General features: G+C 53.0%; 21 protein-coding genes. 11 read left to right on the forward strand and 10 right to left on the reverse strand.

Features of this window, described 5'->3' with window-relative positions:
• Positions 1-15 precede the first annotated feature (15 nt).
• Complete coding sequence (locus tag OGY04_RS13560) at positions 16-966, forward strand: GlxA family transcriptional regulator (RefSeq protein WP_286585390.1); 951 nt, start codon at positions 16-18, stop codon at positions 964-966.
• On the opposite strand, the gene OGY04_RS13565 is transcribed toward OGY04_RS13560, so the two are convergent.
• Positions 963-1,622: a class I SAM-dependent DNA methyltransferase gene (locus tag OGY04_RS13565; RefSeq protein ID WP_502872415.1), complete on the reverse strand. Its 660-nt coding sequence runs from the start codon at positions 1,620-1,622 to the stop codon at positions 963-965. The two genes, OGY04_RS13560 and OGY04_RS13565, sit on opposite strands and share 4 nt — an antisense overlap.
• Before the next feature lie 114 nt (positions 1,623-1,736).
• On the opposite strand from OGY04_RS13565, the gene OGY04_RS13570 reads away from it, so the two are divergent.
• The 4 genes from OGY04_RS13570 (at position 1,737) to lacA (ending at position 7,970) form a co-directional block, all read left to right on the forward strand.
• Positions 1,737-2,819, forward strand: a complete 1,083-nt coding sequence (locus tag OGY04_RS13570) for a LacI family DNA-binding transcriptional regulator (RefSeq protein WP_071444598.1) — start codon at positions 1,737-1,739, stop codon at positions 2,817-2,819.
• 121 nt (positions 2,820-2,940) lie between these two features.
• The gene (locus OGY04_RS13575; protein ID WP_286585392.1) at positions 2,941-6,024 is read left to right on the forward strand and encodes a beta-galactosidase; all 3,084 of its coding nucleotides are present in this window, start codon (positions 2,941-2,943) and stop codon (positions 6,022-6,024) included.
• Between the two features lie 51 nt (positions 6,025-6,075).
• Entirely contained in the window at positions 6,076-7,329 is a 1,254-nt protein-coding gene (locus OGY04_RS13580) for an MFS transporter (RefSeq protein WP_286585393.1), read from the forward strand.
• A 29-nt stretch (positions 7,330-7,358) separates the two neighbouring features.
• The gene (lacA, locus tag OGY04_RS13585; protein ID WP_128612096.1) at positions 7,359-7,970 is read left to right on the forward strand and encodes a galactoside O-acetyltransferase; all 612 of its coding nucleotides are present in this window, start codon (positions 7,359-7,361) and stop codon (positions 7,968-7,970) included.
• A gap of 46 nt (positions 7,971-8,016) precedes the next feature.
• Here the strand turns inward: lacA and prpE are convergent, their stop codons facing one another.
• The 4 genes from prpE to prpB form a co-directional block, all read right to left on the reverse strand.
• Complete coding sequence (gene prpE / locus OGY04_RS13590) at positions 8,017-9,903, reverse strand: propionate--CoA ligase (RefSeq protein WP_060682691.1); 1,887 nt, start codon at positions 9,901-9,903, stop codon at positions 8,017-8,019.
• A gap of 40 nt (positions 9,904-9,943) precedes the next feature.
• Positions 9,944-11,395 (reverse strand): bifunctional 2-methylcitrate dehydratase/aconitate hydratase, encoded by a 1,452-nt coding sequence (locus OGY04_RS13595; RefSeq protein ID WP_048236009.1) that lies wholly within the window; start codon positions 11,393-11,395, stop codon positions 9,944-9,946.
• A 40-nt stretch (positions 11,396-11,435) separates the two neighbouring features.
• Positions 11,436-12,605 (reverse strand): bifunctional 2-methylcitrate synthase/citrate synthase, encoded by a 1,170-nt coding sequence (prpC, locus tag OGY04_RS13600; protein WP_032942476.1) that lies wholly within the window; start codon positions 12,603-12,605, stop codon positions 11,436-11,438.
• A gap of 80 nt (positions 12,606-12,685) precedes the next feature.
• A complete protein-coding gene (gene prpB / locus OGY04_RS13605; protein ID WP_286585394.1) occupies positions 12,686-13,567 on the reverse strand; it encodes a methylisocitrate lyase in 882 nt (293 codons plus the stop codon).
• Positions 13,568-13,820: 253 nt separating this feature from the next.
• Here prpB and prpR point away from each other — a divergent pair, with 253 nt between their 5' ends.
• On the forward strand, positions 13,821-15,431 hold the full coding sequence (prpR, locus tag OGY04_RS13610) for a propionate catabolism operon regulatory protein PrpR (protein ID WP_057067073.1): 1,611 nt from the start codon (positions 13,821-13,823) through the stop codon (positions 15,429-15,431).
• A 32-nt stretch (positions 15,432-15,463) separates the two neighbouring features.
• On the opposite strand, the gene yahO is transcribed toward prpR, so the two are convergent.
• Positions 15,464-15,739: a DUF1471 family periplasmic protein YahO gene (gene yahO, locus OGY04_RS13615; RefSeq protein WP_032942474.1), complete on the reverse strand. Its 276-nt coding sequence runs from the start codon at positions 15,737-15,739 to the stop codon at positions 15,464-15,466.
• Between the two features lie 325 nt (positions 15,740-16,064).
• On the opposite strand from yahO, the gene OGY04_RS13620 reads away from it, so the two are divergent.
• From OGY04_RS13620 to OGY04_RS13635, 4 genes are all read left to right on the forward strand, one after another.
• Positions 16,065-16,697 (forward strand): LysE family transporter, encoded by a 633-nt coding sequence (locus tag OGY04_RS13620; RefSeq protein ID WP_128612100.1) that lies wholly within the window; start codon positions 16,065-16,067, stop codon positions 16,695-16,697.
• A gap of 79 nt (positions 16,698-16,776) precedes the next feature.
• Positions 16,777-18,165 (forward strand): diguanylate cyclase, encoded by a 1,389-nt coding sequence (locus OGY04_RS13625; protein ID WP_286585395.1) that lies wholly within the window; start codon positions 16,777-16,779, stop codon positions 18,163-18,165.
• Between the two features lie 220 nt (positions 18,166-18,385).
• Positions 18,386-19,480: a 4Fe-4S binding protein gene (locus OGY04_RS13630; protein ID WP_286585396.1), complete on the forward strand. Its 1,095-nt coding sequence runs from the start codon at positions 18,386-18,388 to the stop codon at positions 19,478-19,480.
• Positions 19,481-19,663: 183 nt separating this feature from the next.
• A complete protein-coding gene (locus OGY04_RS13635; protein WP_234693037.1) occupies positions 19,664-20,173 on the forward strand; it encodes a hypothetical protein in 510 nt (169 codons plus the stop codon).
• A gap of 443 nt (positions 20,174-20,616) precedes the next feature.
• On the opposite strand, the gene foxA is transcribed toward OGY04_RS13635, so the two are convergent.
• The 3 genes from foxA to OGY04_RS13650 all read right to left on the reverse strand — a co-directional run bounded on the left by foxA (position 20,617) and on the right by OGY04_RS13650 (position 24,860).
• On the reverse strand, positions 20,617-22,725 hold the full coding sequence (gene foxA, locus OGY04_RS13640; RefSeq protein WP_286585397.1) for a ferrioxamine B receptor FoxA: 2,109 nt from the start codon (positions 22,723-22,725) through the stop codon (positions 20,617-20,619).
• A 121-nt stretch (positions 22,726-22,846) separates the two neighbouring features.
• Complete coding sequence (locus OGY04_RS13645) at positions 22,847-23,830, reverse strand: helix-turn-helix transcriptional regulator (protein WP_071444609.1); 984 nt, start codon at positions 23,828-23,830, stop codon at positions 22,847-22,849.
• A gap of 124 nt (positions 23,831-23,954) precedes the next feature.
• Positions 23,955-24,860: a LysR substrate-binding domain-containing protein gene (locus OGY04_RS13650; protein WP_286585398.1), complete on the reverse strand. Its 906-nt coding sequence runs from the start codon at positions 24,858-24,860 to the stop codon at positions 23,955-23,957.
• A gap of 109 nt (positions 24,861-24,969) precedes the next feature.
• On the opposite strand from OGY04_RS13650, the gene OGY04_RS13655 reads away from it, so the two are divergent.
• The gene (locus OGY04_RS13655) at positions 24,970-25,599 is read left to right on the forward strand and encodes a LysE family translocator (protein ID WP_286585399.1); all 630 of its coding nucleotides are present in this window, start codon (positions 24,970-24,972) and stop codon (positions 25,597-25,599) included.
• A gap of 101 nt (positions 25,600-25,700) precedes the next feature.
• Here the strand turns inward: OGY04_RS13655 and OGY04_RS13660 are convergent, their stop codons facing one another.
• Entirely contained in the window at positions 25,701-25,937 is a 237-nt protein-coding gene (locus OGY04_RS13660; RefSeq protein WP_020996594.1) for a hypothetical protein, read from the reverse strand.
• Positions 25,938-26,034: the final 97 nt, after the last annotated feature.

The following is a 26,034-nucleotide window of genomic DNA, read 5'->3' on the forward strand; positions in this document are numbered from 1 at the left end:
CCACAGAGGACTCGTATGCAACCGCTTAACGTCGCCATTGTTGCCGTGGAAGATTTCAGCCCGTTTCACTTCTCGGTGCCGTGCATTATTTTCAGTGACAAAGTGGCGACGAAAAAGCGTTTTGAGGTGCAACTGTGTGCAGAACAGCCGGGCATCGTTTCCTCGCAGGATGGCTTCTCCATTAACGCAGCCTACGGCTATGAAGCGGTGGAGCCCGCCGACATTGTGGTGATCCCCTGGTGGGGTACCACGGCACATCGGCCACCACAAAGCCTGCTTGATGCGCTCAATCGTGCGCGACAAAACGGCGCGCAGATTGTTGGGTTATGCCTGGGTGCGTTTGTCCTCGGCTACGCCGGTCTGCTGGATGGCAAACGGGCGGCTACGCACTGGGAGTTCGAGCAGGATTTTCAGGTCCGCTTTCCGGCAGCTCATCTGGATATCAACGCGCTGTACGTGGATGACGACGGTATTATTACCTCGGCAGGCACCGCCGCTGCGCTGGATTGCTGCCTGTACGTCATCCGCCAGCGTTTTGGCAGCACGGTGGCGAATCAGATTGCCAGACGGATGATTGTGCCGCCACATCGCGAGGGCGGCCAGGCACAGTTTATCGAGCAACCGGTGGCGAAAAATACCAAAGATCAGCGCATCAACGTCTTGCTCGACTATTTGCGCCAGCATCTCCATGAATCACATAATCTTGACGAGCTGGCGCAACGGGTGATGATGAGCCGTCGCACCCTCACCCGTCATTTTATGAAGGCCACAGGGTCAAGCGTGGCCGAATGGTTGATTGCCGAGCGCCTGCGCCGTAGCCAGACGTTGCTGGAGTCCAGCCAGTTACCCGTTGAACGCATCGCCGAACAGGTTGGTTTTCAGTCGCCCGTCACCTGGCGCCAACATTTTAAATCCCACTTTGGCGTTAGCCCGGCTGAATGGCGTAAAACCTTTCGCGGTGATTAGCCTCTTTTTTGCGCCAGCCAGATGGTGTGCCCGGCGCAGTGCGGATCTTCCATCACCATCTCGACCACCGCAAAACCGTGTGCTGACAGCAGTGCGCGGTATTCATCCGGCGCGAGGCTGGCGTGAAACAGCGGCTCACCTTCAAATTGCCCCATCGCGATGCCGTTGTCCGTACCGCTGGTAAACATCAGCGCGCTACCGGGATGGCTGAGGCGGTCAAAAATCGGGAACATCTTTTGCTGGTCCTGCTGAGTTAAATGGAAAAAGCTGTCCCAGGCGATCAGTCCATCGAAAGTCTCATTGAGTGCCAACTCGCGCATATCCTGTTCCAGCCAGCGCTGTGCAGGATAAGTGTTTCGGGCCCGCGCCAGCATCGCCGAGGAACCATCAACGCCGGTAAGCTGAAAACCTTGCTGGATAAAATAACCGGCGATCGGCTGACCGTTGCCGCAGCCAATATCCACAATGCTGCCCTGCCCGCCCATCACGGAAATAAATTTATCGAGCCAGCTTTTCTCGAACAAGGTGCGCGAGCGCTGGCTGGCAAAAGCATCCGCATGGCGTCGGTAGATGGACAGAATATTTTTTGCCGCAGATTCGCTCACAATGTCCTCACTTTTTTCTTCTGTTAGGTATAACGGCGATAAATCCTTCATCACGCTATCCTCAAACCCTGGAATGCGCCTCGCAGAACCCATGCGCAAATACCCCAAAACCGTCCCGCTGTGGCATCATAGCGCACAGATAACGTCATGACAGGGGTGATAAACGTGAAACCGGTAACGCTATATGATGTAGCAGACCATGCAGGTGTCTCTTACCAGACCGTCTCTCGCGTCGTGAACCAGGCCAGCCACGTTTCCGCAAAAACCCGACAGAAAGTTGAGGCCGCGATGACGGAACTCAATTACATTCCTAACCGCGTTGCACAGCAGCTGGCTGGCAAACAGACGCCACTGATTGGCGTTGTGACGGCAAACCTTGCCCTGCATGCCCCCTCACAAATCGTTGCTGCCATAAAATCCCGCGCCGACCAGTCCGGTGCCAGCGTGGTGATCGCCATGGTCGAGCGCAGCGGCGTTGAGTCCTGTAAAGCCGCGGTCCACAATCTGCTTTCTCAACGCGTAACCGGGCTTATCATCAACTATCCGCTGGATGAAGAAGATGCCATTGCCGTGGCAGCTGCCTGCGGTACAGTGCCGGTGCTGTTTCTCGATGTCTCTGACTTGACGCCAATTAACAGCGTGATTTTCTCTCATGACGACGGCGCGCGCCTTGGCGTTGAACATCTGGTGCAGCACGGACATCAACGGATCGCCCTGCTGAGCGGGCCGCACACTTCCGTTTCGGCAAGGCTTCGGCATGCGGGCTGGCACAAGTATCTGGCACATTACCAGCTACAACCCGTTGTGGAGCTGGAAGGCGACTGGAGCGCGATGTCTGGTTTTCAGCAAACGATGCACATGCTGAATAACGGCAACCTCCCTACCGCCATGCTGGTCGCTAACGATCAAATGGCGCTGGGCGCGATGCGGGCAATCAGCGAGTTCGGTCTGCGGGTTGCAGTGGATATATCGGTAATTGGCTACGATGACACCGAAGACAGCGCCTGTTACATCCCACCGCTGACCACCATCAGGCAGGATTTTCCGTTGCTGGGTGAAACCAGCGTCGACAGGCTATTGCAACTCCCCCGTGGCGGCTCCAGCGTGGGTAACCAACTGCTTCCCGTCACCCTGGTCAAGCGCAAAACGGTTCTGCCTCCCGATACGCAAACCACCACTCCCCAGGCGCTGGCTGATTCACTGATCCAGCTGGCGCGGCAAGTTTCTCAGCTCACACCCAAATTGTGAACGCATAACAATTGTGTGAGTCAGTTCACTTATTGAACGCCCCATCCTTTACAGCAAGGAGCGCTTGTTCGTATTTTGATTGAAATTGTGAGCGAGTAACAAATTCAAACAGGATACCGTTATGAACCTGAACACAGATTCACTCTCCGCTGTTCTGGCCCGCCGCGACTGGGAGAATCCCGGCGTCACGCAGCTCAACCGGCTGGAAGCACATCCGCCGTTCTGTAGCTGGCGCTCAGCGGATGATGCACGTACCAATCAGCGTTCGAGTCAGTTACGCTCGCTGAATGGCCAGTGGCAATTTGCCTGGTTTGCCGCGCCGGAGGCTGTCCCAGAAAGCTGGCTGACAAGCGATCTGCCACAGGCAGACATCATCAACGTCCCCTCTAACTGGCAGATGGCCGGTTATGATGCGCCAATTTATACCAACGTCACCTACCCAATCCCGGTGAATCCTCCGTACGTTCCGGCACAGAACCCGACAGGATGTTACTCGCTCACATTTAATGTTGAAGACGCGTGGTTAGAGGAAGGCCAGACGCGCATTATTTTTGACGGCGTGAACTCCGCGTTTCATCTATGGTGCAACGGTCGCTGGGTCGGCTACGGTCAGGATAGCCGTCTGCCGTCTGAGTTTGATCTTAGCGATTATCTGCTGCGCGGCGAAAACCGTCTGGCTGTGATGGTGCTGCGCTGGAGCGACGGCAGCTATCTGGAAGACCAGGACATGTGGCGCATGAGCGGTATTTTTCGCGATGTCTCCCTGCTACATAAGCCCACTACGCAAATCCGCGACCTGCGCATTAATACCCGTTTTAATGACGACTTCAGCCGCGCCACGCTGGAAGCGGAAGTCAGAGTGGGTGGCAACGAGAGCGAAGATTTACGCGTCACCCTGCAATTGTGGGAAGGTGAAACGCTCACCCACGAAACGACCTCACCGCTCGGCAGCGAGATCATTGATGAACGCGGCGCTTATCATGACCGGGTGACTCTGCGTCTGAACGTCGAAAAACCGGCGCTATGGAGTGCCGAAACGCCCAATCTGTACCGCGCCGTTGTGCAGTTACACACCGCAGGCGGAGTACTGATTGAAGCGGAAGCCTGTGACGTTGGTTTTCGTCAGGTTTGTATCGAAAACGGCCTGTTGCTGTTAAACGGCAAGCCGCTGTTGATTCGCGGTACCAACCGCCATGAGCACCATCCGGTCAACGGCCAGGTGATGGATGAGGCGACGATGGTGCAGGACATCATCCTGATGAAGCAGAATAACTTCAACGCCGTGCGCTGTTCCCATTACCCGAACCATCCGCTGTGGTACACCCTGTGCGATCGTTACGGCCTGTATGTAGTCGACGAAGCCAACATTGAAACCCACGGCATGGTGCCGATGAATCGCCTCACCGACGATCCCGCATGGTTGCCTGCCATGAGCCAGCGCGTCACGCGCATGGTGCAGCGCGATCGCAACCACCCGAGCATTATTATCTGGTCACTGGGCAATGAATCCGGCCATGGCGTCAATCACGACGCGCTCTACCGCTGGATAAAATCAGAAGACCCGTCACGTCCGGTGCAGTACGAGGGCGGTGGAGCTGATACTGCCGCCACCGACATTATTTGCCCGATGTACGCCCGTGTCGATCAGGATCAGCCCTTCCCCGCAGTACCCAAATGGTCGATTAAAAAGTGGCTGTCGATGCCCGGCGAACAGCGTCCGCTGATCCTTTGTGAATACGCCCACGCTATGGGCAACAGCTTTGGCGGCTTCGCCAAATACTGGCAAGCGTTCCGTCAGTATCCGCGCCTGCAGGGCGGATTTGTCTGGGATTGGGTGGATCAGTCGCTGACCAAATATGATGAGAACGGCAAAGCATGGTCAGCCTACGGTGGCGATTTTGGCGACACGCCTAACGATCGTCAGTTTTGCATGAACGGGCTGGTGTTCGCCGATCGCACTCCGCATCCGGCGTTATATGAGGCCAAACATGAACAGCAGTTTTTCCAGTTCACTTTACTGCCGGGCGCTGAACGCCAGATTGAAGTGACCAGCGAATATCTGTTCCGCCGCAGCGATAACGAAGTTCTACACTGGTCGATTGCCCTGGACGGCAACCCTCTGGCCGCCGGAGAAATCGTTCTGGATATCGCCCCACAGGGCCGCCAGGTGATTACCCTGCCGAACGTTCCGATGCCGGACACCGCAGGCGAACTGTGGTTGACGGTGCGCGTAGAGCAGCCTCAGGCGACCGCATGGTCAGAAGCTGGGCATATCAGCGCCTGGCAACAGTGGAAGCTGGAAGAGAAGCTCAGCCTGGTACGTCCATCACGCGTCAGCAGCGCACCACAGCTGGATGTTAGTGAGAGCAATTTTACCGTGGTGGCCAACAACACACGCTGGCAATTCGATCGTCATTCCGGCCTGCTAACACAATACTGGATTAGCGATGAAGCCCAGTTGGTAAGCCCGCTTACTGACCAGTTCACCCGCGCGCCGCTGGACAACGACATCGGCGTGAGCGTGTCAACCCGCATCGACCCTAACGCCTGGGTTGAACGCTGGAAGGCCGCCGGTCACTATCAGGCTGAAGCAACGTTACTGCACTGTGCTGCCGATACGCTAAGCAATGCGGTACTGATCACCACCGAACATGCGTGGCAGTATCAGGGTGAAACGCTGTTCATCAGCCGAAAAAGCTACCGTATTGACGGCAATGGTGAAATGCAGGTAACGGTGGATGTCGACGTTGCCAGCGGTACGCCGCATCCGGCCCGCATCGGCCTGAGCTGCCAGCTGGCGCAGGTTGCGGAGCGAGTGAACTGGTTAGGTCTCGGCCCGCATGAGAACTACCCGGACCGTCTGGGCGCCGCCTGTTTCGATTGCTGGGATCTGTCGCTTGATGAGATGTACACCCCGTATGTTTTCCCGAGCGAAAACGGTCTGCGCTGCGGCACGCGCGAACTGTACTACGGTGCGCACCAGTGGCGCGGAGACTTCCTGTTCAACATCAGCCGCTTTAGCCAGCAGCAACTGATGGAAACCAGCCACCGCCATCTGCTGCAACCTGAGGCGGGCACCTGGCTCAATATTGATGGCTTCCATATGGGCGTCGGAGGCGATGATTCGTGGAGTCCTTCCGTGTCGCCGGAATTCCAGCTGAGCGCCGGACGCTACCACTTCCAGTTCGTTTGGGGCCAAAAATAATAATATAAGCAGGGCAGGTTGATACCTGCCCGCATTTATAGGAAGTCTGTTATGTATTATTTAAAAAACACTAACTTTTGGATGTTTGGCTTTTTCTTCTTCTTTTACTTTTTTATTATGGGTGCGTATTTCCCCTTCTTCCCTATCTGGTTACACGATGTAAACCATATCAGCAAAGGCGATACCGGCATCATCTTCGCCTGCATCTCACTGTTTTCTTTGTTATTCCAGCCAATTTTCGGACTACTGTCCGATAAGCTTGGCCTGCGTAAACATCTGCTATGGGTAATTACCGGCATGCTGGTAATGTTTGCCCCGTTCTTTATTTACGTATTTGGCCCATTATTGCAGGTTAATATTTTACTGGGTTCAATTATCGGCGGGATTTACCTTGGCTTTATTTACAATGCCGGTGCCCCAGCGATTGAAGCCTATATTGAAAAAGCCAGCCGCAGAAGCAACTTTGAATTTGGTCGCGCGCGCATGTTTGGCTGCGTGGGCTGGGCGCTGTGCGCCTCGATTGCCGGAATTATGTTCACCATCAATAACCAATTCGTCTTCTGGTTAGGCTCTGGCTGTGCGGTCATTCTGGCATTGCTGCTGTTATTTTCAAAAACAGATGCCCCCTCTTCTGCAAAAGTCGCGGATGCGGTAGGCGCCAATAACTCGGCATTCAGCCTGAAGCTGGCGCTGGAGTTATTTAAACAGCCGAAACTTTGGTTCCTCTCCCTGTATGTGGTCGGCGTTTCCTGTACTTACGATGTGTTTGACCAGCAGTTCGCCAACTTCTTTACCTCATTCTTTGCCACCGGCGAACAGGGTACCCGCGTGTTTGGCTACGTCACGACGATGGGAGAATTACTCAACGCCTCGATCATGTTCTTTGCACCGCTGATTGTGAACCGAATTGGCGGAAAGAACGCCCTGCTGCTGGCCGGTACGATTATGTCGGTAAGGATTATTGGCTCGTCATTCGCCACCACTGCACTGGAGGTCGTTATTCTCAAAACGCTGCATATGTTTGAGATACCGTTCCTGATCGTCGGCTGCTTCAAATACATCACCAGCCAGTTCGAAGTACGTTTCTCGGCCACGATTTATCTGGTGTGTTTCTGTTTCTTCAAACAGTTAGCCATGATTTTCATGTCAGTTCTGGCCGGGAAAATGTATGAGAGTATTGGTTTCCAGGGAGCTTATCTGGTGCTGGGGATTATTGCGCTGAGCTTCACGCTGATTTCCGTATTTACCCTTAGCGGTCCGGGGCCCTTTTCCCGCGTTTTCACCCCAGCAAGCAAACAAGTTTGAAAACGAATAACAAGGAGGGAATATCTTCGATGAGCATGTCCATGAGAGACAGAATAAAAGCAGGCAAACTGTATACCGATATGTGCGAGGGCCTGCCGGAAGAGAGATTGCATGGAAAAGAGTTAATGTATGAGTTTAACCACACGCGTCCATCGGAGGTTGAAAAGAGGGAAAGACTGATTCGTGAAATGTTTGGAAGCGTGGGTGAACATACGTGGATTGAACCCCCTATTTATTTCTCATACGGGAGCAATATTCACATTGGCAAAAACTTTTACGCCAATTTTAACTTTACCATTGTGGATGATTACACGGTCACCATTGGCGATAACGTTTTAATTGCACCAAACGTCACGATCTCAGTAACGGGTCATCCTGTTCATCATGAATTAAGAAAATCCGGAGAGATGTTTTCCTTTCCAGTCACCATCGGCAATAACGTATGGATTGGCAGTAATGTGGTGATCAATCCTGGCATAACGATTGGCGATAATTCTGTTATCGGCGCAGGGAGCATAGTCACAAAAGACATTCCGGCAGATGTCGTGGCGGTGGGAGTCCCCTGTCGGGTTCTCAGAACCATTAATGAGCGAGATAGAGAGTTCTATTACCAAAATTATAAAGTAGAGCCGTCAATTTAAGCAGTCATGCCGGATAGACCACTTATGCGGTCTATCCGGCATGGAGTTACTCTTCGATCGCCTGACGGATTTGCTGCAACGACGCGGGATCGTCAATGGTCGTTAGATCGCCAGGATCGCGGCCTTCACAGATCGCCTGGATCGTCCGTCTAAGCATTTTGCCAGAGCGCGTTTTCGGCAACTGCGACACAAACCAGACGTGCGCCGGACGGCCAAAATTACCAATCTGACTGTCCACCAGCGCCATAATCGCCTTCTCTTCCGAATGTGCGATGTCGCGATCTTCAAGGCTGTCGCTCTGTTTCGGAATGACAAACGCGACCGCGACCTGCCCCTTCAGCGCGTCCTTCACGCCGACCACAGCCACTTCGGCAACGTTCGGATAGCTGGAAATACTCTCCTCTATCTCACGCGTCCCCAACCGATGCCCGGCCACGTTGATGACATCATCCGTACGACCAAGGATGAAGTAATAGCCGTCCGCATCGCGAATACCCCAGTCAAAGGTGGCGTACACCTGACGAGAAAACAGCGACCAGTAGGTATTCACAAACCGCGCGTCATCACCCCAGATAGTCTGGATACAGCCCGGCGGCAGCGGCCCTTCAATCACCAGCATGCCCTTTTCATTCGCTTCGCAGGGCTCACCGGTCACCTCATTGAGCAACTGCACGTTATATCCGTACATCGGTACGCCTGGGCTACCCAGCCGCGACGGGCGGTCGTCCAGCCCGCGAGCGATCGCCATAATCGGCCAACCGGATTCAGTCTGCCAGTAGTTGTCGATAACCGGGACGCCCAGCGTTTCCGTTACCCAACTGGCGGTCGGTTCATCCAGCGGCTCACCCGCCAGATACAGCACCTCCAGCGAGGAGAGATCGTGATTGCGGATTTGCGCGGTCGGGAATTTCTTCAGCACGCGGATGGCGGTTGGGGCGGAGAACATCCGGCTGACCTGATACTTCTCAACAATTTTCCACCATACGCCACAGTCTGGATACGTTGGCAACCCTTCGTAAACCACTGTCGCCATCCCCGCCAGTAGTGGGGCATACACGATATACGAATGCCCAACTACCCAGCCGATATCCGACGCGCAGAAGAACACGCCGCCTGCCTTGCCGCCGAAAATAGTGTCCATCGAGGTCGCCAGCGCGACCGCGTAGCCGCCAACGTCGCGCTGGACGCCTTTCGGTTTACCGGTTGTCCCGGAGGTGTAGAGAATGCAGGACGTTTCGTTCGACTCCAGCCAGGCAACCGGTACCCGCGCGCCGAGATGCTGCTGGCGCAGCGTGGCAAAGTCGAGGTCTCGCCCCTCTACCCGCGCCATTTTCGCCAGACCGCGATCGACTAATACCACATGACGCGGCTGATGCTGCGCCTGATCGATCGCATCATCGAGCAGCTTTTTATACGGCAGGACTTTACCGCCGCGCGCCCCGGCATCCGCCGAAACGATAATCACCGGTTGGGCGTCGTCGATGCGTGCCGCCACGCTGTGCGAGGCAAAGCCACCGAACACCACCGAATGGATCGCCCCAATGCGCGCGCAGGCCAGCAGCGTAATGTGCGCCTCGGCGATCATCGGCATATAAACCAGTACCCGATCGCCACGCTGTACGCCCAGCGACAGCAACATTGCCGCCGCCACGTTCACTTCGTCGTACAGCTGACGAAAGGTAAAGGTACGTTCTTCTTCGGTTTCCGATGACACCGCAATCAGCGCCAGCGCCTCAGGCTGTTTCTCCACCCAGCGGTCGATGGCGTTATGACACAAATTGGTCTTGCCGCCGCAAAACCAGCGGGCAAACGGCGGATTACTGTGGTCCAGCACCTGCGTATACGGCTGCTGCCAGTCAATACGCTGGGCCTGCTCGGCCCAGAACGACTCCGGCTGCGTAATAGAACGTTGATAAAACTCGCTATAAGACATAATGCTCTCCTGTTGAACTTACGCCTTGCCGCACGCAGGTTTAGATTACATAAAGGTCCATATACTCATTGACCGGCATCTGCTCCAGGCGAGTTCTGTCCAGGGAGACATCCAGGATGCGCTGCTGCTGACGGGTCGGGAACTGACGCGCCAGGTTAATTTTGAACTTCTCGACCAGCTTCGGCATACCGTCGTTACGACGGCGCGCGTGGCCGATTGGGTATTCCACTACCACTTCTTCAAAGCGTGAGCCGTCGGTGAACTCAAGCGTGATGGCATTCGCGATGGCGCGTTTTTCAGGGTCGTGGTAATCGGCAGTAAAGGCCGGATCTTCGAAGCAGTTAATCTTTTCACGCAGCGCATCAATGCGTTTGTCCTGCGCCACGCCGTCTTCGTAATCTGCCGCCGTTAAGCGTCCGAACAGCAGCGGGATAGCCACCATGTACTGGATGCAGTGGTCACGATCCGCCGGGTTATTCAACGGGCCTTTTTTATCGATGATGCGGATACAGGCTTCGTGCGTACGAATGGTCACTTTTTCGATATCGGCAGCGGTCTTTCCTGCGGCCTGTAACTGCTCGTACAGCGTCATCGCCGCTTCTACCGCGGTCTGCGAGTGGAACTCTGCCGGGAAGGAAATTTTAAACAACACGTTTTCCATCACGTACGAACCGTACGGGCGCTGGAAGCGGAAAGATTCGCCTTTGAAAGAGACATCATAGAAGCCCCAGGTTTTCGCCGTCAGTGCAGATGGATATCCCATTTCACCGGTTTTCGCCATCAGCGCCAGACGTACAGCACGTGAGGTGGCATCGCCAGCCGCCCAGGATTTACGCGTGCCGGTATTCGGCGCATGACGATAGGTACGCAGCGACTGACCGTCGACCCACGCCAGCGAGACGGCGTTGAGAATTTCATCCCGGTTAAGGCCGAGCATCTCGGCAACCACCGCCGTGGAAGCGACTTTTACCAGCAGGACGTGATCCAGACCGACGCGGTTGAAGGAGTTTTCCAGCGCGATACAGCCCTGAATTTCATGGGCTTTAATCATTCCGGTTAACACTTTTTTCATGGTTAACGGCGCTTTACCCACCGCCACCGCATTGCGCGACAGCCAGTCAGCCGTCGCCAGAATACCGCCGAGGTTATCGGAAGGATGACCCCATTCTGCGGCCAGCCACGTGTCGTTAAAGTCCAGCCAGCGGATCATCGCACCGATGTTAAACGCCGCCTGCACCGGATCGAGCTGGAACTGGGTACCAGGTACGCGCACACCGTTCGGGACGACGGTACCCGGTACAACCGGCCCCAGCAGTTTTTTACAGGCCGGATATTCCAGCGCTTCCAGGCCACAGCCAAGGGTATCAAGCAGGCAATAATGCGCGGTGTCATACGCCACCTTCGAGGTGATCTCGTAGTTCATGACATAATCAACGATATCAACGATTTCACGGTCAAATTCAGGGCGGACGTTCGAAATATGTGCAGACATAGGGTACATTTCCTGTTTTTTTATCTTTAGAGGTTTTGCATTAGCAACGTTTTTCAATCGGGACAAATTCGCGATCTTCCGGGCCGGTATAGTTGGCGGAAGGACGGATAATTTTGTTGTCCTGGCGCTGTTCGATGATGTGCGCCGCCCAGCCGGTGACGCGGGCGATAACGAACAGCGGTGTGAACATTTCAGTGGGGACGCCCATCATGTTGTAAGAGACTGCCGAGAACCAGTCGAGGTTAGGGAACATCTTTTTCGTTTCCCACATCACCTCTTCCAGACGGTCGGCAATGTTGTACATTTTCAGCGAACCGCCCTCCTGAGAAAGCTGTTTCGCCACACGCTTGATCACCTGATGGCGCGGGTCGGCGATGGTGTAAACCGGGTGACCAAAGCCAATCACCACTTCTTTGTTTTCAACGCGTTTACGGATATCCGCTTCGGCTTCATCCGGCGTTTCGTAGCGCTGCTGAATTTCCAGCGACACTTCATTCGCGCCGCCGTGTTTCGGCCCACGCAGTGCGCCAATCGCACCGATAATCGCGGAGTACATATCAGAGCCAGTTCCCGCAATCACACGCCCCGTGAAGGTGGAAGCGTTAAATTCGTGCTCGGCGTACAGCACCAGCGAAATGTGCATCGCCTTTTCCCAGCTTTGTGATGGCTTTTCACCATGCAGCAAATGCAGGAAGTGACCGCCAATAGAATCATCATCGGTCTCCGGCTGAATACGCTCGCCGTTATGGCTGTAGTGATACCAGTACAGGAGGATAGAACTGAGCGATGCCAGCAGTTTGTCGGCAATATCGCGTGCGCCGGAGACGGTATGTCCTTCTTTTTCCGGCAGCGTACAACCCAGCGCGGAAACACCAGTGCGCATCACGTCCATCGGATGCGAGGCGGCAGGCAGCGCTTCCAGTACGGTACGCACGTTAGCGGGCAATCCGCGCAGCGCTTTCAATTTGCTTTTATAGGCGGTGAGCTCATCGCGGGTGGGTAATTTCCCGTGAATCAGCAGATGCGCAACTTCTTCAAATTCGCACTGTTGTGCCAGGTCAAGAATATCGTAGCCACGATAGTGCAGATCGTTACCGCTTTTACCCACGGTACATAAGGCAGTATTTCCGGCAGCGACGCCTGACAGCGCAACCGATTTTTTGGGTTTAATGACATGGGTACTATTTTGCAGGATCGTTGTGTCGCTCATGTTGTCCTCGTCATTATTGTAATATGTAGGGTACTAATTTATTGCCGGATGGCGGCTACGCCTTATCCGGCCTACGACGGTTACTTTTTTGTGTACAACACGTCGAGTTTCTCTTCGAACTGGTAGTAATTGATGCTTTCATACAGCTCGTTGCGCGTCTGCATAATGTCGATAACGTTCTTTTGCGTACCTTCCTGACGCAGCACGTTGTAAACCTTCTCCGCCGCGCGGTTCATGGCGCGGAAAGCTGACAGCGGGTATAGCGCCATCGCAACGTTCGCGCTGCGCAGTTCATCGGTGGTAAACAGCGGTGTGGCGCCAAATTCAGTAATGTTGGCGAGAATTGGTACCTGTACCGCATCGGCAAACTGGCGGTACATCGCAAGTTCGGTAATGGCTTCCGGAAACAGCATGTCAGCGCCCGCTTCGACATACGCCTGGGCACGATCGATGGCAGCCTCTAGCCCTTCCACCGCCAGCGCATCGGTCCGCGCCATAATCACAAAGTTGGGATCGGTGCGCGCATCAACGGCTGCGCGGATCCTGTCGACCATCTCTTCTTTCGAGACGATCGCCTTGTTCGGACGATGACCGCAGCGCTTGGCGCCGATCTGATCTTCAATATGCAGCGCAGCAGCACCCGCTTTGGAAATCGACTTGACGGTACGCGCCACGTTGAATGCAGACGATCCAAAACCAATATCCGCATCCACCAGCAATGGCAGCGGGCAAACATCCGTAATGCGACGAATATCAGTCAGCACATCATCAAGGGTAGAAATGCCGAGATCCGGCAGACCCAGCGACCCCGCAGCGACACCGCCGCCGGAGAGATAAATAGCTTGATACCCGGCACGTTGAGCCAGCAGAGCGTGGTTGGCGTTGATGGTGCCAACGATTTGTAATGGGTTTTCTTTAGTGAGCGCAGCGCGAAACGCCAGCCCTGGGGAGTGTAGAGACATATCCCGTCCTCTTGTTATCAACTTGTTATCGTTCGTTGATGTTTCTAAAGCAAGGGGTATGCCAGGGAGCTTATTTTCTCTTCGATTTAATTTTTTATCTTTTAAAACAACAGATTAAATCCAATGCTTCTATTTTTGTTGCACAAAAGCGTGTCAGCTATCGTTTCATGAAACGTTCCTTCACGTTTCATTGCAACATTTATGAAACACAACTAAACCCTACTACTCGGTTCCTTAATTTTTGGGGTTAGTTATGGCAGATACGCATCTACCGCCGCGAGTGAACGACGATAAACCGGTTATCTGGACAGTCTCGGTCACCCGCCTGTTTGAACTGTTTCGCGACATCAGTCTGGAGTTCGACCATCTGGCGACCATCACCCCCATTCAGCTTGGTTTCGAAAAAGCGGTGGCCTATATCCGTAAGAAGCTGGCCACCGAGCGTTGCGATGCCATCATTGCGGCAGGCTCCAACGGCGCATATCTGAAAAGCCGTTTGTCTATTCCGGTGATCCTGATTAAACCCAGCGGATTCGACGTGCTACAGGCACTGGCAAAAGCGGGAAAACTCACCTCGTCAATTGGCATCATTACCTATCAGGAACCCCTCCCGGCGCTTCTCGCGTTTCAAAAAACTTTCAATTTGCAGCTTGAACAGCGTAGCTATATCACCGAGGAAGATGCTCGTGGGCAAATCAACGAGCTGAAGGCTGGCGGTACACAAGCGGTAGTTGGTGCGGGGTTGATTACCGATCTGGCAGAAGAAGCAGGCATGACCGGCATCTTTATCTATTCGGCGGCCACCGTGCGCCAGGCCTTTGTCGATGCGTTGGATATGACCCGCTTGACATTACGCAGAAACGGTCAGTACGCCTCTGGCGATACGTTGCGCACTCGCTACGCGCTCGGAGATATGCGCGGTCACTCTGCGCAGATGGAACAGGTACGGCACACCATTATGCTGTACGCCCGTTCGCGTGCGCCGGTCCTCATTCAGGGCGAAACAGGAACGGGTAAAGAGCTGGCCGCACAGGCCATTCACCGTGAGTTTTTCACCCGTCAGGAGAATCGGCGCGGTAAACCCTCACCGCCGTTTGTTGCCGTCAACTGCGGGGCAATCACCGAGTCATTGCTGGAAGCGGAGCTGTTCGGCTATGAGGATGGCGCCTTTACCGGCTCTCGCCGAGGGGGACGCGCGGGCCTGTTTGAAATCGCTCACGGCGGAACCCTGTTTCTTGACGAGATAGGCGAGATGCCGCTGCCGTTACAAACCCGACTGCTGCGTGTGCTGGAAGAAAAAGAGGTTACCCGGGTGGGCGGACATCAACCGATTCCGGTCGATGTCCGGGTGATTAGCGCCACGCACTGTAATCTGGAGCAGGAGATGAAACAGGGGGAGTTTCGAACCGATCTGTTTTATCGCCTGAGCATTTTACGCCTCAAGCTGCCGCCGCTACGCGAGCGGTTGCCCGATATCCTGCCACTGGCGGAAGGCTTTTTAAAACAGTCGCTGGCGGAACTGGACGTGCCGTTTTCTGAGCCTGTTCGCAAGGGGCTGGGGTTAAGTCAGCCGACGTTGCTGAATTATGGCTGGCCGGGGAATATCCGCGAACTGCGTAATATGATGGAGCGCCTGGCGCTATTTTTAAGCGTCGAGCCGCAGCCAGAGCTGAATGTGGATTTTTTACAACAGCTGTTACCGGAACTGGCCATTGTTGCAGACTCACCACAAGCATCGTCATTGCTGACGCCGCAACAGGTGTTGGCACAATTTGATGGTGACAAAACTGCCGCCGCGCGGTATCTCGGAATTAGCAGAACCACGTTCTGGCGCAGGCTAAAAGAAAAACCGCCGGTACAATGACCGGCGGGTATCGTGTCTTTTACAGTAGCGCGTTATTTTTTCTTGTAAATATTCGCTGTGCCATGGATTTTGTTATCCGTTTGGCCGGAGGTTAATACCACCACGTCAGCACCTTTCTCTTCAGCTTTCTTCAGAAGGTCTTCTTTAGCATCCGAAGTAGAAACTTCATTACTCGTTGAAATATCACCGATTTTTGTATACTGAGACTCAACCTTTTCAAACTCAACCTTCGTCATAAATTCCGCGGCGTACGCGTTGGTCACAACAAAAGCTAACGCACCAATAAGTACTTTAATTCCAGTTTTCATATAAAAGCTCCAGATTTTGTTATATATGCCATCATCGACCCCTGAACATTCGACATGCGAGTCAAGGATGATTAATAAGTAGTTCAGCCTGGCAAAAAGATCCAGAGCAGGCGGAAATATAAAGAGATTTTGCGAATCGTTGATAACAGAAAACCTGTGCCGTCGCGTTATCTGACGCGCCAGGCTTGCACAAAATAGTCTATGAAGTCATTTGCAAATCTCAGCGCGTTTCACTGCGCAGTGTGAGTGAATACGCAGAATGATGAACACACTAAAATTATAGTGTTAGCTGTCACTTAAGCGCTTACTAATGGAAACGTTGTCTATGGAACCTCTGCACGCCGTTGTACTCACCGTCAGCCTGTTTGTTTTAACCTTTTTTAACCCCGGCGCAAACCTGTTCGTGGTAGTACAAACTAGCCTGGCATCCGGACGACGCGCAGGTGTGATGACCGGTCTGGGTGTTGCCTTGGGTGATGCGTTTTACTCCGGCCTTGGGCTTTTTGGTATGGCAACGCTAATCACCCAGTGTGAAGAGATATTTTCATTGATTAAGATTGTCGGCGGCGCCTATCTGCTGTGGTTTGCCTGGAACAGCATCCGCCATCAGGCCACGCCGCAAATGCCCACTCTACAGCAACCGCTTTCCGCTCCCTGGTATGTGTTTTTCCGCCGTGGATTACTAACGGATTTATCAAATCCGCAAACCGTACTGTTTTTTATTAGTATCTTCTCGGTCACCTTAAGCGCAGACACGCCTACGTGGGCCAGACTGATGGCCTGGGCAGGCATTGTGTTGTCTTCCGTTATCTGGCGTGTTTTTCTCAGCCAGGCATTTTCTTTGCCTGCCGTGCGACGGGCGTATGGTCGCATCCAACGCGTTGCCAGCCGGGTGATTGGCGCAATAATAGGTGTTTTCGCGCTAAGACTTATTTATGAAGGTATTAGCCATCGATAAGAGAGTTTAACTTGACCATTGTGAGGTAATTGTCCGTAATACCGCCTGAATTTTTAATCGCAGGTTGAGTGGCAGTGAGATGGAACAGGTTGAACCGGTAAACGACACATTACTCCTTACAGAATGGCAGGCGCTGATACGACAAACATCGCCTGACGTTCACACGCTCCTCACATCGTTAAGCGATGAAGAGATCCGCCATTTAGTGACCGTTTTTTATGACTATATGCTCTCCCATGCCCAGAGCGCATTGTTCCTCAATACAGAACAGGTCAGTACCCGCCTCAGCGGCAGTATGTTTGACTGGTTACGCAGCGTGCTTGGCAGCGCGCATGAAGATCTCTCGCAACTGCTGGCCAAACAACGCAAAATTGGCGTGGTGCATGCCCGCATCGGTCTGCCCATCGATCTGGTGAACCGCGGCGCGCGTAAGCTCAAAGATGAGCTGTATCGGGTGTTGAAAACCAAAGCGGACTATTCGTCCTCTCTGCTGAGCGATGCTATCTGTTTCAGCAGTCTGGCAATGGATACTGCGCTGGAGGCCATGACCGTCTCCTATTCCCCAAGCCACCAAAACTCTCTGCATACGCAGGAGCAGTATCGCCTGCAGACCATTTACGATGACGTTAACGTCGAGCGCGAACGGCAAATTCGCTCATTTACCGACTGGGAAAACCAGTTTATCTATAACATTGCCACCGGAATGCCTTTCGGTGAAATGGTGTTTCTGGCGAACTCTGATTTTGGTATGTGGTTCTCACATAAGGGAAAACATATTCTTGGCAATAGCAATCTGTTGAAAGAAATGGAGTCGCTGATAGCAGAGATCGACACCCGTCTGACGACCACCCTGTCACCTCAGCATCAGCCGACAGAACCCGAGCGAATGAGCTTATTACAGGATGTTCGCCAGCTATCGGCAAAAATCCATTTCCTGCTCGCTTCAATGTTTGAGGCGCTGGTTAAGCAGGAAAATGGTAAAGATTCGCTGACCCAGTTGCTTAATCGCCGCTTTATTCCGACCATCATGCGACGTGAGATTTCGTTAGCGTTACATGCGCGTAAGCCTTTTAGCCTGGCGATGCTGGATATCGACTACTTCAAGCAAATTAACGATAACTTCGGGCATAATACCGGCGATCTGACGCTCAAAAATGTCGCAGCGGTCATTTATGATCATATCCGTAGCAGCGATTACGTGTTCCGCTACGGTGGTGAAGAATTTATGATCCTGCTCGTCGAGTCAGATGAATCGCAGGCCAGTATTATTCTGGAAACGCTGCGTATGAAAATTGCCGGGATGCGCATGGCAGCCTCTGCGACAGAAACGTTTTCTATTACCGTCAGTATCGGTATTGCCGAATATGATTATCATCCCGACTACAAACAGCTGGTTGATAAAGCCGATCGCGCACTTTATCAGGCAAAAAGTAATGGTCGCGACCGCGTTGAGGTTTATCAGGAATAACCTTCTCCGCCACAGAGAAATAAATACCCCGTTCAGGGTATTTATCTGATCGGCGATAAATACCGAGCTGTTATTTTTATTCAAGCCTATTTGCGTGATAAAAATAACAGCCACATAATAAGATGCAAATCAAATACACCAAATCTGAATGGCGCTAGCATGTCCCGGTGATGACGCCTTCTGAATGCAGAAGGGGAAATATGAGGGATAGTATAAAACCATGAACGGGAAGAAGAGAACACGCTGGCAGCGCCGTCCTGGCACGATCGGAGGCAAGCTGCCGTGGAATGACTGGCGCAACGCCAGCAGCTGGCGAAAAGCCACCCAGTTTCTCCTGCTGGCTATTAATATTTATATTGGCGTAACGTTCTATTACTGGGTCCGCTATTTCGAAACCGCCGGCACCAGCGTCTATATTCCAAGGCCTGGCGGTATTGAGGGATGGCTACCAATCGCGGGTTTGATGAATGTCCGCTATACGCTGGAGACTGGTTTTCTTCCGCCTATCCATGCCGCCTCCATGCTGCTGTTAGTTGCGTTTATCCTGATTAGTTTGTTGTTAAAAAAAGCCTTCTGTTCGTGGCTATGCCCGGTGGGCACGCTGTCCGAACTGCTCGGCAATCTGGGGAAAAAAGTATTTGGTCGCAACTTCACGCTGCCGCGCTGGCTGGATATCCCGCTGCTCAGTCTGAAGTATCTGTTGCTGAGTTTCTTTTTGTATATCGCCCTGTCGATGCCTGCACAGGGGATTCAGTATTTTCTAATGTCGGCCTATGGCATGATTATCGACGTGAAGATGCTCGATTTCTTTCGCCATATTGGCTCCGCTACGCTCATCTTTGTTGTCGTTATCAGTGTCCTGAGCCTGTTTATTCGCAATGCCTGGTGCCGCTATCTGTGCCCTTATGGTGCGCTGCTCGGTTTGTTCTCGCTGCTCTCACCGTTTAAAATCCGCCGTAACGCAGACAGCTGCATCGACTGCGGAAAATGCGCGAAAAACTGCCCGTCGAATATCCCGGTCGACAGACTGATTCAGGTGCGTACCGTGGAATGCACTGGCTGCATGACCTGCGTTGAATCCTGCCCGGTGGCCTCAACGCTGAGCTTCTCACTGCAAACACCACCGGGGGCGCAAGACAACGGTAAACCGTTATGGCGACAGAGGACGCTATCAGGTGTTGCCATGACGCTACTGGTGCTTGGCATTCTGTTTGTCACCATTGGTTATGCCGTTTATGCCAATGTCTGGGATACGCCAGTGCCCGATCATATGTATTTCCAGCTGATCCCGAAGGCAAAGATGATCGGCCATTAATTTTTTTATCAGTATGTTCAAAACCCTGCCAATTCTGGCAGGGTTTCCCGCCTGTCCTGCCATTTTAAGACAATTGAACTTGTGCCATCGCGCTCTCGTTTATACAACCTTAAATATCATCTGTAATAATTTTTCTATTTTGTTATGGGCGACTGGGATCAAAATAATGAACGGGATAACATCATGACTAAAATAAAACTGGCACTGCTATTACCTCTGTTTATGGCAGGTTGTACGATGAATGACGGGGAATTAAGAAACGCTTACGCTCAGCATTATCAGCAACCTACCGCTTATGTAGATGCTTATAAACAGAAAATAGCCAGTATGGATATTCATGCGCTGGCCCAATATGCCGCCGCAGAAGATAAGAAAAAAATGCGCGGGCAGCCAAGACTGAAAATCGACGAATTTATTACCATTGAGAACGTGCAGGCGAAAGGAAATCGGGTGGTCTACGATTACTCACTGTCCGAAAGCTGGCTGGCGCTGTCCGCAGATAAACAGCGCGAAAAGCAGACCAATATGAATAAAGACCTGATCTACCGTACCTGCTCGCTGGAAACGGTACGTCTGGCGCAGGCAAAAGGGCTGGAAGAAGAGCATAACTATTACAGCCAGTACCCAGACAAAGTCGCCTTTACGCTGAGAACCAGCGCGCAGATTTGTCTGCAGAACGGTTTTACACAATAGCCGCAATCACAAAGCCTGATGCGCTGCGCTTATCAGACCTACGATTTACACGCTGCCGTAGGCCGGATAAGGCGCCAGCACGCAGATTTGTCTGCAGAACAGTTTTACACAATAGCCGCAATCACAAAGCCTGATGCGCTGCGCTTATCAGGCCTACGATTTGCACGCTGCCGTAGGCCGGATAAGGCGCCAGCGCGCAGATTTGTCTGTAAAACGGTTTACACAATAACCGCAATCCACTATGCCTGATGCGCTGCGCTTATCAGGCCTACGATTTGCACGCTGCCGTAGGCCGGATAAGGTGCCAGCGCGCAGATTTGTCTGCAAAACGGTTTTACACAATAGCCACAATCCACTATGCCTGATGCGCAACGCTTATCAGCCTACGATTTACACGTTGCTGTAGGCCGGATAAGGCGCCAGCGCCGCATCCGGCTAAAACATCAGAATTTCCAGGACACACTGCCGACAATGCTGCGCTCGGCGCCGAAGTAGCAGTATGAGAGCGAGTTACAGGCTGCAACGTAGCGCTTGTCGGTCAGGTTGTTAACGTTCAACTGCGCGCTCAACCCTTTAATGCCGATATTCGTTAAGTCGTAACCAATCACCATATCCACCAGTGCGTAGGACGGCAGGGTGTGAGTATTCAGGCGATCGCTGGTAATACCGTTAACGTAGCGCACGCCTGAACCCAACGTCAGACCGTCCAGCGGACCGCTTTTCACATCGTAGCTCAGCCAGGTACTGGCCTGGTTACGCGGGGCGTACACTGCTCGCTTGCCCTGCTCTTCCGGGCTGCTTTTCTTATAGCGAATGTCGGTATAGGTATACGCCGCCTGCAAACGGAAGCTATCCGTCAGTTGGCTAATTGCCTCCAGCTCCACCCCTTCAGATTCAATTTCCCCAATCGAGCGGTACGGATCGGTCGGCTCTTCTTTGGTGGCTATATTCGTCTGATTAATACGGAATACCGATGCGCTGAACTGGCTGTTGAGTCCTTCCGGCTCATATTTCAGCCCGGCTTCCCACTGCTTGCCTTTCATCGGATCCAGCAGATTGCCGTTCTCATCGGCAAAACTGGTTGGCGTAAAGGCAGTGGAATAACTCACGTACGGCGCAAAGCCGTTATCGAATAAATAGAGCAGCGCGGCACGGGTACTGAAGTTGTTTTTATCCAGATCGCTGCGAGTATCCTTGATTTTATCAATGTTAGAAACGCTGACCTGATCGTAGCGACCACCGAGCGTAATACGCCAGCGATCCCATGACATCTGATCCTGCAAATAGTAACCCGTCTGGCGCAGCTTGTGTTTCTCACGCGCATACATGTCGATGTAATCAGGCTTCGCGCCGTACACTGGATTAAAAGCGTCAATCGGCGGGAAAGCGCCGTAGTAACCGGTAGTATTGTTACTGCGATCCTGATAGTCGATCCCCACCAGCAGACGGTGGTTTACCTGCCAGGTATCAAAGCTGCCGTCGAGCTGGTTATCCAGCGTAATCGCCGACATTTTTTCATCGGAGCCGGAGTAACCGCGATTAAGCTCGGTTTCATTCAGCCAGCCCGCCGCATACACCTGATTCAGCTCAACGTCGGTATGCAGATAGCGCAGCTTTTGCCGCACCGACCAACCGCTATCAAACATATGCTCAATGTTGTAGCCCACCATGTTTTCACGGCGATCGTATTTGTCGTAATCATCCTCGCCTTCGTAAAAGGTGTTGGAGATCTTTTGCCCGTAATGCGGAACCACGGTGCCGTCATACGGCAGACCGGAGTGGCTACCGCCTTCCGGGTCGCGGTGCAGATAGGCCATCAGATCCAGACGCGTCTGGTCGGTGATACGCCAGGTCAGGCTGGGCATCAGCGCGTAACGCTCTTCCTTCAATGGACCAAACTGCGAGTCCGCGTAACGCGTCATCCCGCTCAGTCGCGCCGCCACGCGATCGTTATCATCCAGTGCCCCGGTGACGTCAAACGCCGCGCCGCGCTGGTTATTGTTGCCGGCAAACAGCTTCACCTCACCGCCCGCATCAAACGACGGCTTACGTGAGGTCAGCGCCACAATGCCACCCGGGGAGGAACGGCCATACAGTACGGAAGCCGGGCCACGTACGACTTCGATATCTTCGAGGAACCACGGATCGACCACCAGCGAGCTGTGTGAGTTGGTGTCGCCCATCATCTTCAGACCATCGAGATAGACGTTATCCAGGCTACCGTCAGAAAAGCCACGCAGCACGATGTAGTCAAAGCGGTTGGAGGCGCCAATCTGATTGCTGTACACCCCCGGCGTATAGCTGACGGCCTGGCGCACGCTGGTTGCGCCCTGCTCTTCAAACTGTTCACGGGTAACGATCGATACCGACTGCGGCGTTTCAATATCCGGCGTGGCAAGCTTCGTGGCCCCGCTCTGCATCTGCGAGGTGACAACCACCGTATCGTTTTTTGTTGTTTCCTGCGCCAGCAGAGGAAAAGCCACGCTGCCGGTAACCCATCCCACCAGCAGCGCCAAGCGAGTCTTCGCGAACATGAATATCTCCAAAGGCATGTCTAATTGTAAGTGAGAATTATTACCTTTTTGCTGACGGAGATAGCTATGCCGGATGCCAGGTTGCCTATGCGCAGTGCCAAATTGTCAGGAAATCACGTGCGTAAAACGCAAATATGGATTAGCAAAGTTTGAGCAAATCACCGGGTGAAAAGCCGTAACGGCGGCGAAAAGCGGTAGAAAAGTTGGTGGCGTGCTGATAACCCGACATCCAGGCCGCCTGCTGTACGCTATATCCTTCCAGTAGATAGCCGCGTGCACGTTCCAGACGGCAATCGCGCAGGTAGTCGAATACCGAACAGCCATAGGCTGCGCGAAACTTACTGCGCAGGCTGCTGGGACTCATCGCTGCGCGTTGGGCCAGTTCATTAAGGGTGTAGTCATTTTCGGGACTCTGCTCCAGCAGTCGGCGAACGACCTCCAGCCGCTGCTGCTCACCGCTCGCCGCAAGACGTTTACCGCTCTCGACCTGACACACGCTGAGGCCATGACCAAACAGTTGTAATATCAGCCCTTCCAGCATCAGCTGACGAGAAACATGGCTAATCGTACTCTGCTGCGCGTACTGCAGTCCGCTGAGTAAAAAACCCGGCACCTGCCAGATAAGCGTCGGCGTCTGGCATCTTTCCCACTCACGCATCAACGATTCGAGCAACCCCGTGCGACACGCGCCGTCGGGATACAAACCGAGCGATAATGTCCGCAGTTTACAATCAGCATGATGACGGGCACGCATCGTCTGGTGCTCACTCAGGCGTGAGCTAAACGCCATGCCGGAGCGCACCACGTGCTCCTGTCCGTTAAGCGTCAGGATCACGCAGCCTTCCAGTACCACCAGCATATACAAAGGGCTGTCGTGACGAGAGGTTGTTTCGTAGGGTTGCAATACCTGTACGTCGGAGTGCGTCACGCACATCCCACATGGGAGAGTCATCTCCTCAATTTCACCTTGCAGAACAGGGCTGCCAGACGGTAAATCCGGCCTTTGTGCCAGCTGGGGAAAGCGGTAATCGATCCCGTAGCGCTCACCAAAATCCATAAACTCGCTGACGGAGAAAGTGCGAGCGACGCGTCCGGAGGCATTCAGGGCGGTGGTATTGTTCATGCTGTCTTCTGCGCAGAAAATGGGATTAACGGTTTATAACTGAAGCAACATTACCATTACCTGCGCAATACGACAATAATAATGAGAACCATTATCAATATAGGTGATTAGCAGAATAAACAGCTTAATCCAGCCAGTTTAGATCTGCCGAGGAGACACATGGCGCAGCCTCTTTTAACCAGCGATACAGCAGCTCAATATTTCTAAGCCGTGTTGAAGTCTTTGGCCAGACAAGGTAATAGCCCTCGCCAGTCGCTACCGCATCTTTAAACGGTAACGCCAACATCCCTGCCTGAATGGCCGCCAGGCTTAACAGCAGGTCGGCAACGGACACGCCATGACCGCTCATCGCGGCAAGACTGCCCTGCTCCAGGGTGTCGAACACTTTGCCCCGCGCAAGATTCAACGCCGGAAACTTCCCGGTGCGTTGCAGCCACCGACGCCAGTCACGGCGATCCGCTGAGGGATGAATCAGTTCACAGGCAGAAAGATCGCGCTGCGCCTGCACCAGCAGTGCGGTTGAGCACACCGGGATAAGCCACTCCTGAAACAGCAACCGGCTGTCGGTATCGTCACCAAAATGGCCATTCCCTAACAGGATCGCACAGTCATACGGTTCACGACCGAAGGATACCGAATCGGTATCCATCCAGACGCTGGAAATTTCGACAACCGGGGTCGGATGCGCTTCACGGAAATGACGCAGCACGTCCAGAAGCCAGCGCATCGTCAACGTAGATGGCGCTTTCAGCCGTAGCTCATGACTTCTGCTGCGAAAGGCATGACACGCGTGTTCCAGACTCTGAAATCCAGCCGTCAACTGCTGCGCCAGCCCTTGGCCAGAAGGCGTTATCTCGATACGCGGGCCGCTGCGGACAAATAGCTCACAACCAAACCATGCCTCCAGCGTGCGAATATGACGGCTTACCGCGCCCGGCGTCACGTTAAGTTGAATAGCGGCTTTACTGAACGATCCCAGACGGGCTGCGGCTTCAAAAGCCCTCAGGGCATACAACGGAGGTAGCGTCATTCTCAGCTTCTATGTTGAGTTTTACTCACAGTAGAGCGCAGTTTTATTCGTTTTTCAATGCGCCACGCAGGCGGAATACTGATGGAAAATATCATCAGGATAATCAGGTATGAATTTCACTTTACTGGCTGCCTATAGCCTCAGCGTAGTAACCCTGCTGTTAACTCCGGGTCCTGTCGTGGCGCTGATTACCACCACCGCGTCGCAGCACGGCTATCGCCGGGCCTTTCTCACGCTGATTGGCACTAACGGCGCTTCTTTAGTATTGATTGCTCTGGCTGCACTGATGCTAGCTGGCGTGGTTTCAATCTCTGCGATATGGCTTGGCGTACTGGGTCTTGTGGGATCGTTGTATATCGGTGTGATGGCGATTAACGGCCTGCGGGCCAGGGACTCAAACCTCGGACTGTGTACGCCAAAACGCGATAACAGCGGGCTTATCCATGGATTTCTGACAGGGGTCGCTAACCCAAAGGACATTTTGTTTTTCGTAGCGTTTTTTCCCCAGTTCATTGCCATTACGCAAGATTTCACCACCAGCATTCTGACGCTAACGCTGGTGTGGGTTATTTTTGATGTTACGGTGCTGTCTTTTTACATCATGGTTTTCAAACGCTGGATGCCAGAGCGGTTTGCCAGACGCAGCGTTTTTATCTCCTCCCTGTTTCTGCTCGCGGTGGCGGTGTTTGGCATTATTTATAATGTACACGCGCTACGAATGCTCTCACCCGCGATGTGATCCCCAACGAATTGTTCAGCCAGACATCTCATCTTGCCCCGGGAGGAATAAAATAAGAACAAATCGACATTAACATTATTAATGGATTTATAAACCAGGATTCAGAAAATATAGACGATAACATTTTCCTGGCGTTCAACTGGCACCCTTACCCATGACAACGCATCAACGGCGACAGGTGCCATTTCATTTTCTAAGCGAAGTAAAGGAGTGTTGCCATCTGGTACAACCGTGCTTTCACCGATCTCAAGAACGCCCCGAAAAGAAATGGACACATTGTCTGGCGTATCCGACAACCTTATCCATTCAGTTGTAATCACTAACTTTCGAGTAAACATTCGCTGTCCTTTGCGCGTGGTATATATCCGATAATTTCACAGGTAGATCAATACACTCTTTGAACAAACAGAAATTTGTCCCCCATATCAGTTAAGC

The organism is Citrobacter sp. Cpo091 (assembly GCF_030332645.1).
Taxonomy (GTDB): domain Bacteria; phylum Pseudomonadota; class Gammaproteobacteria; order Enterobacterales; family Enterobacteriaceae; genus Citrobacter; species Citrobacter portucalensis.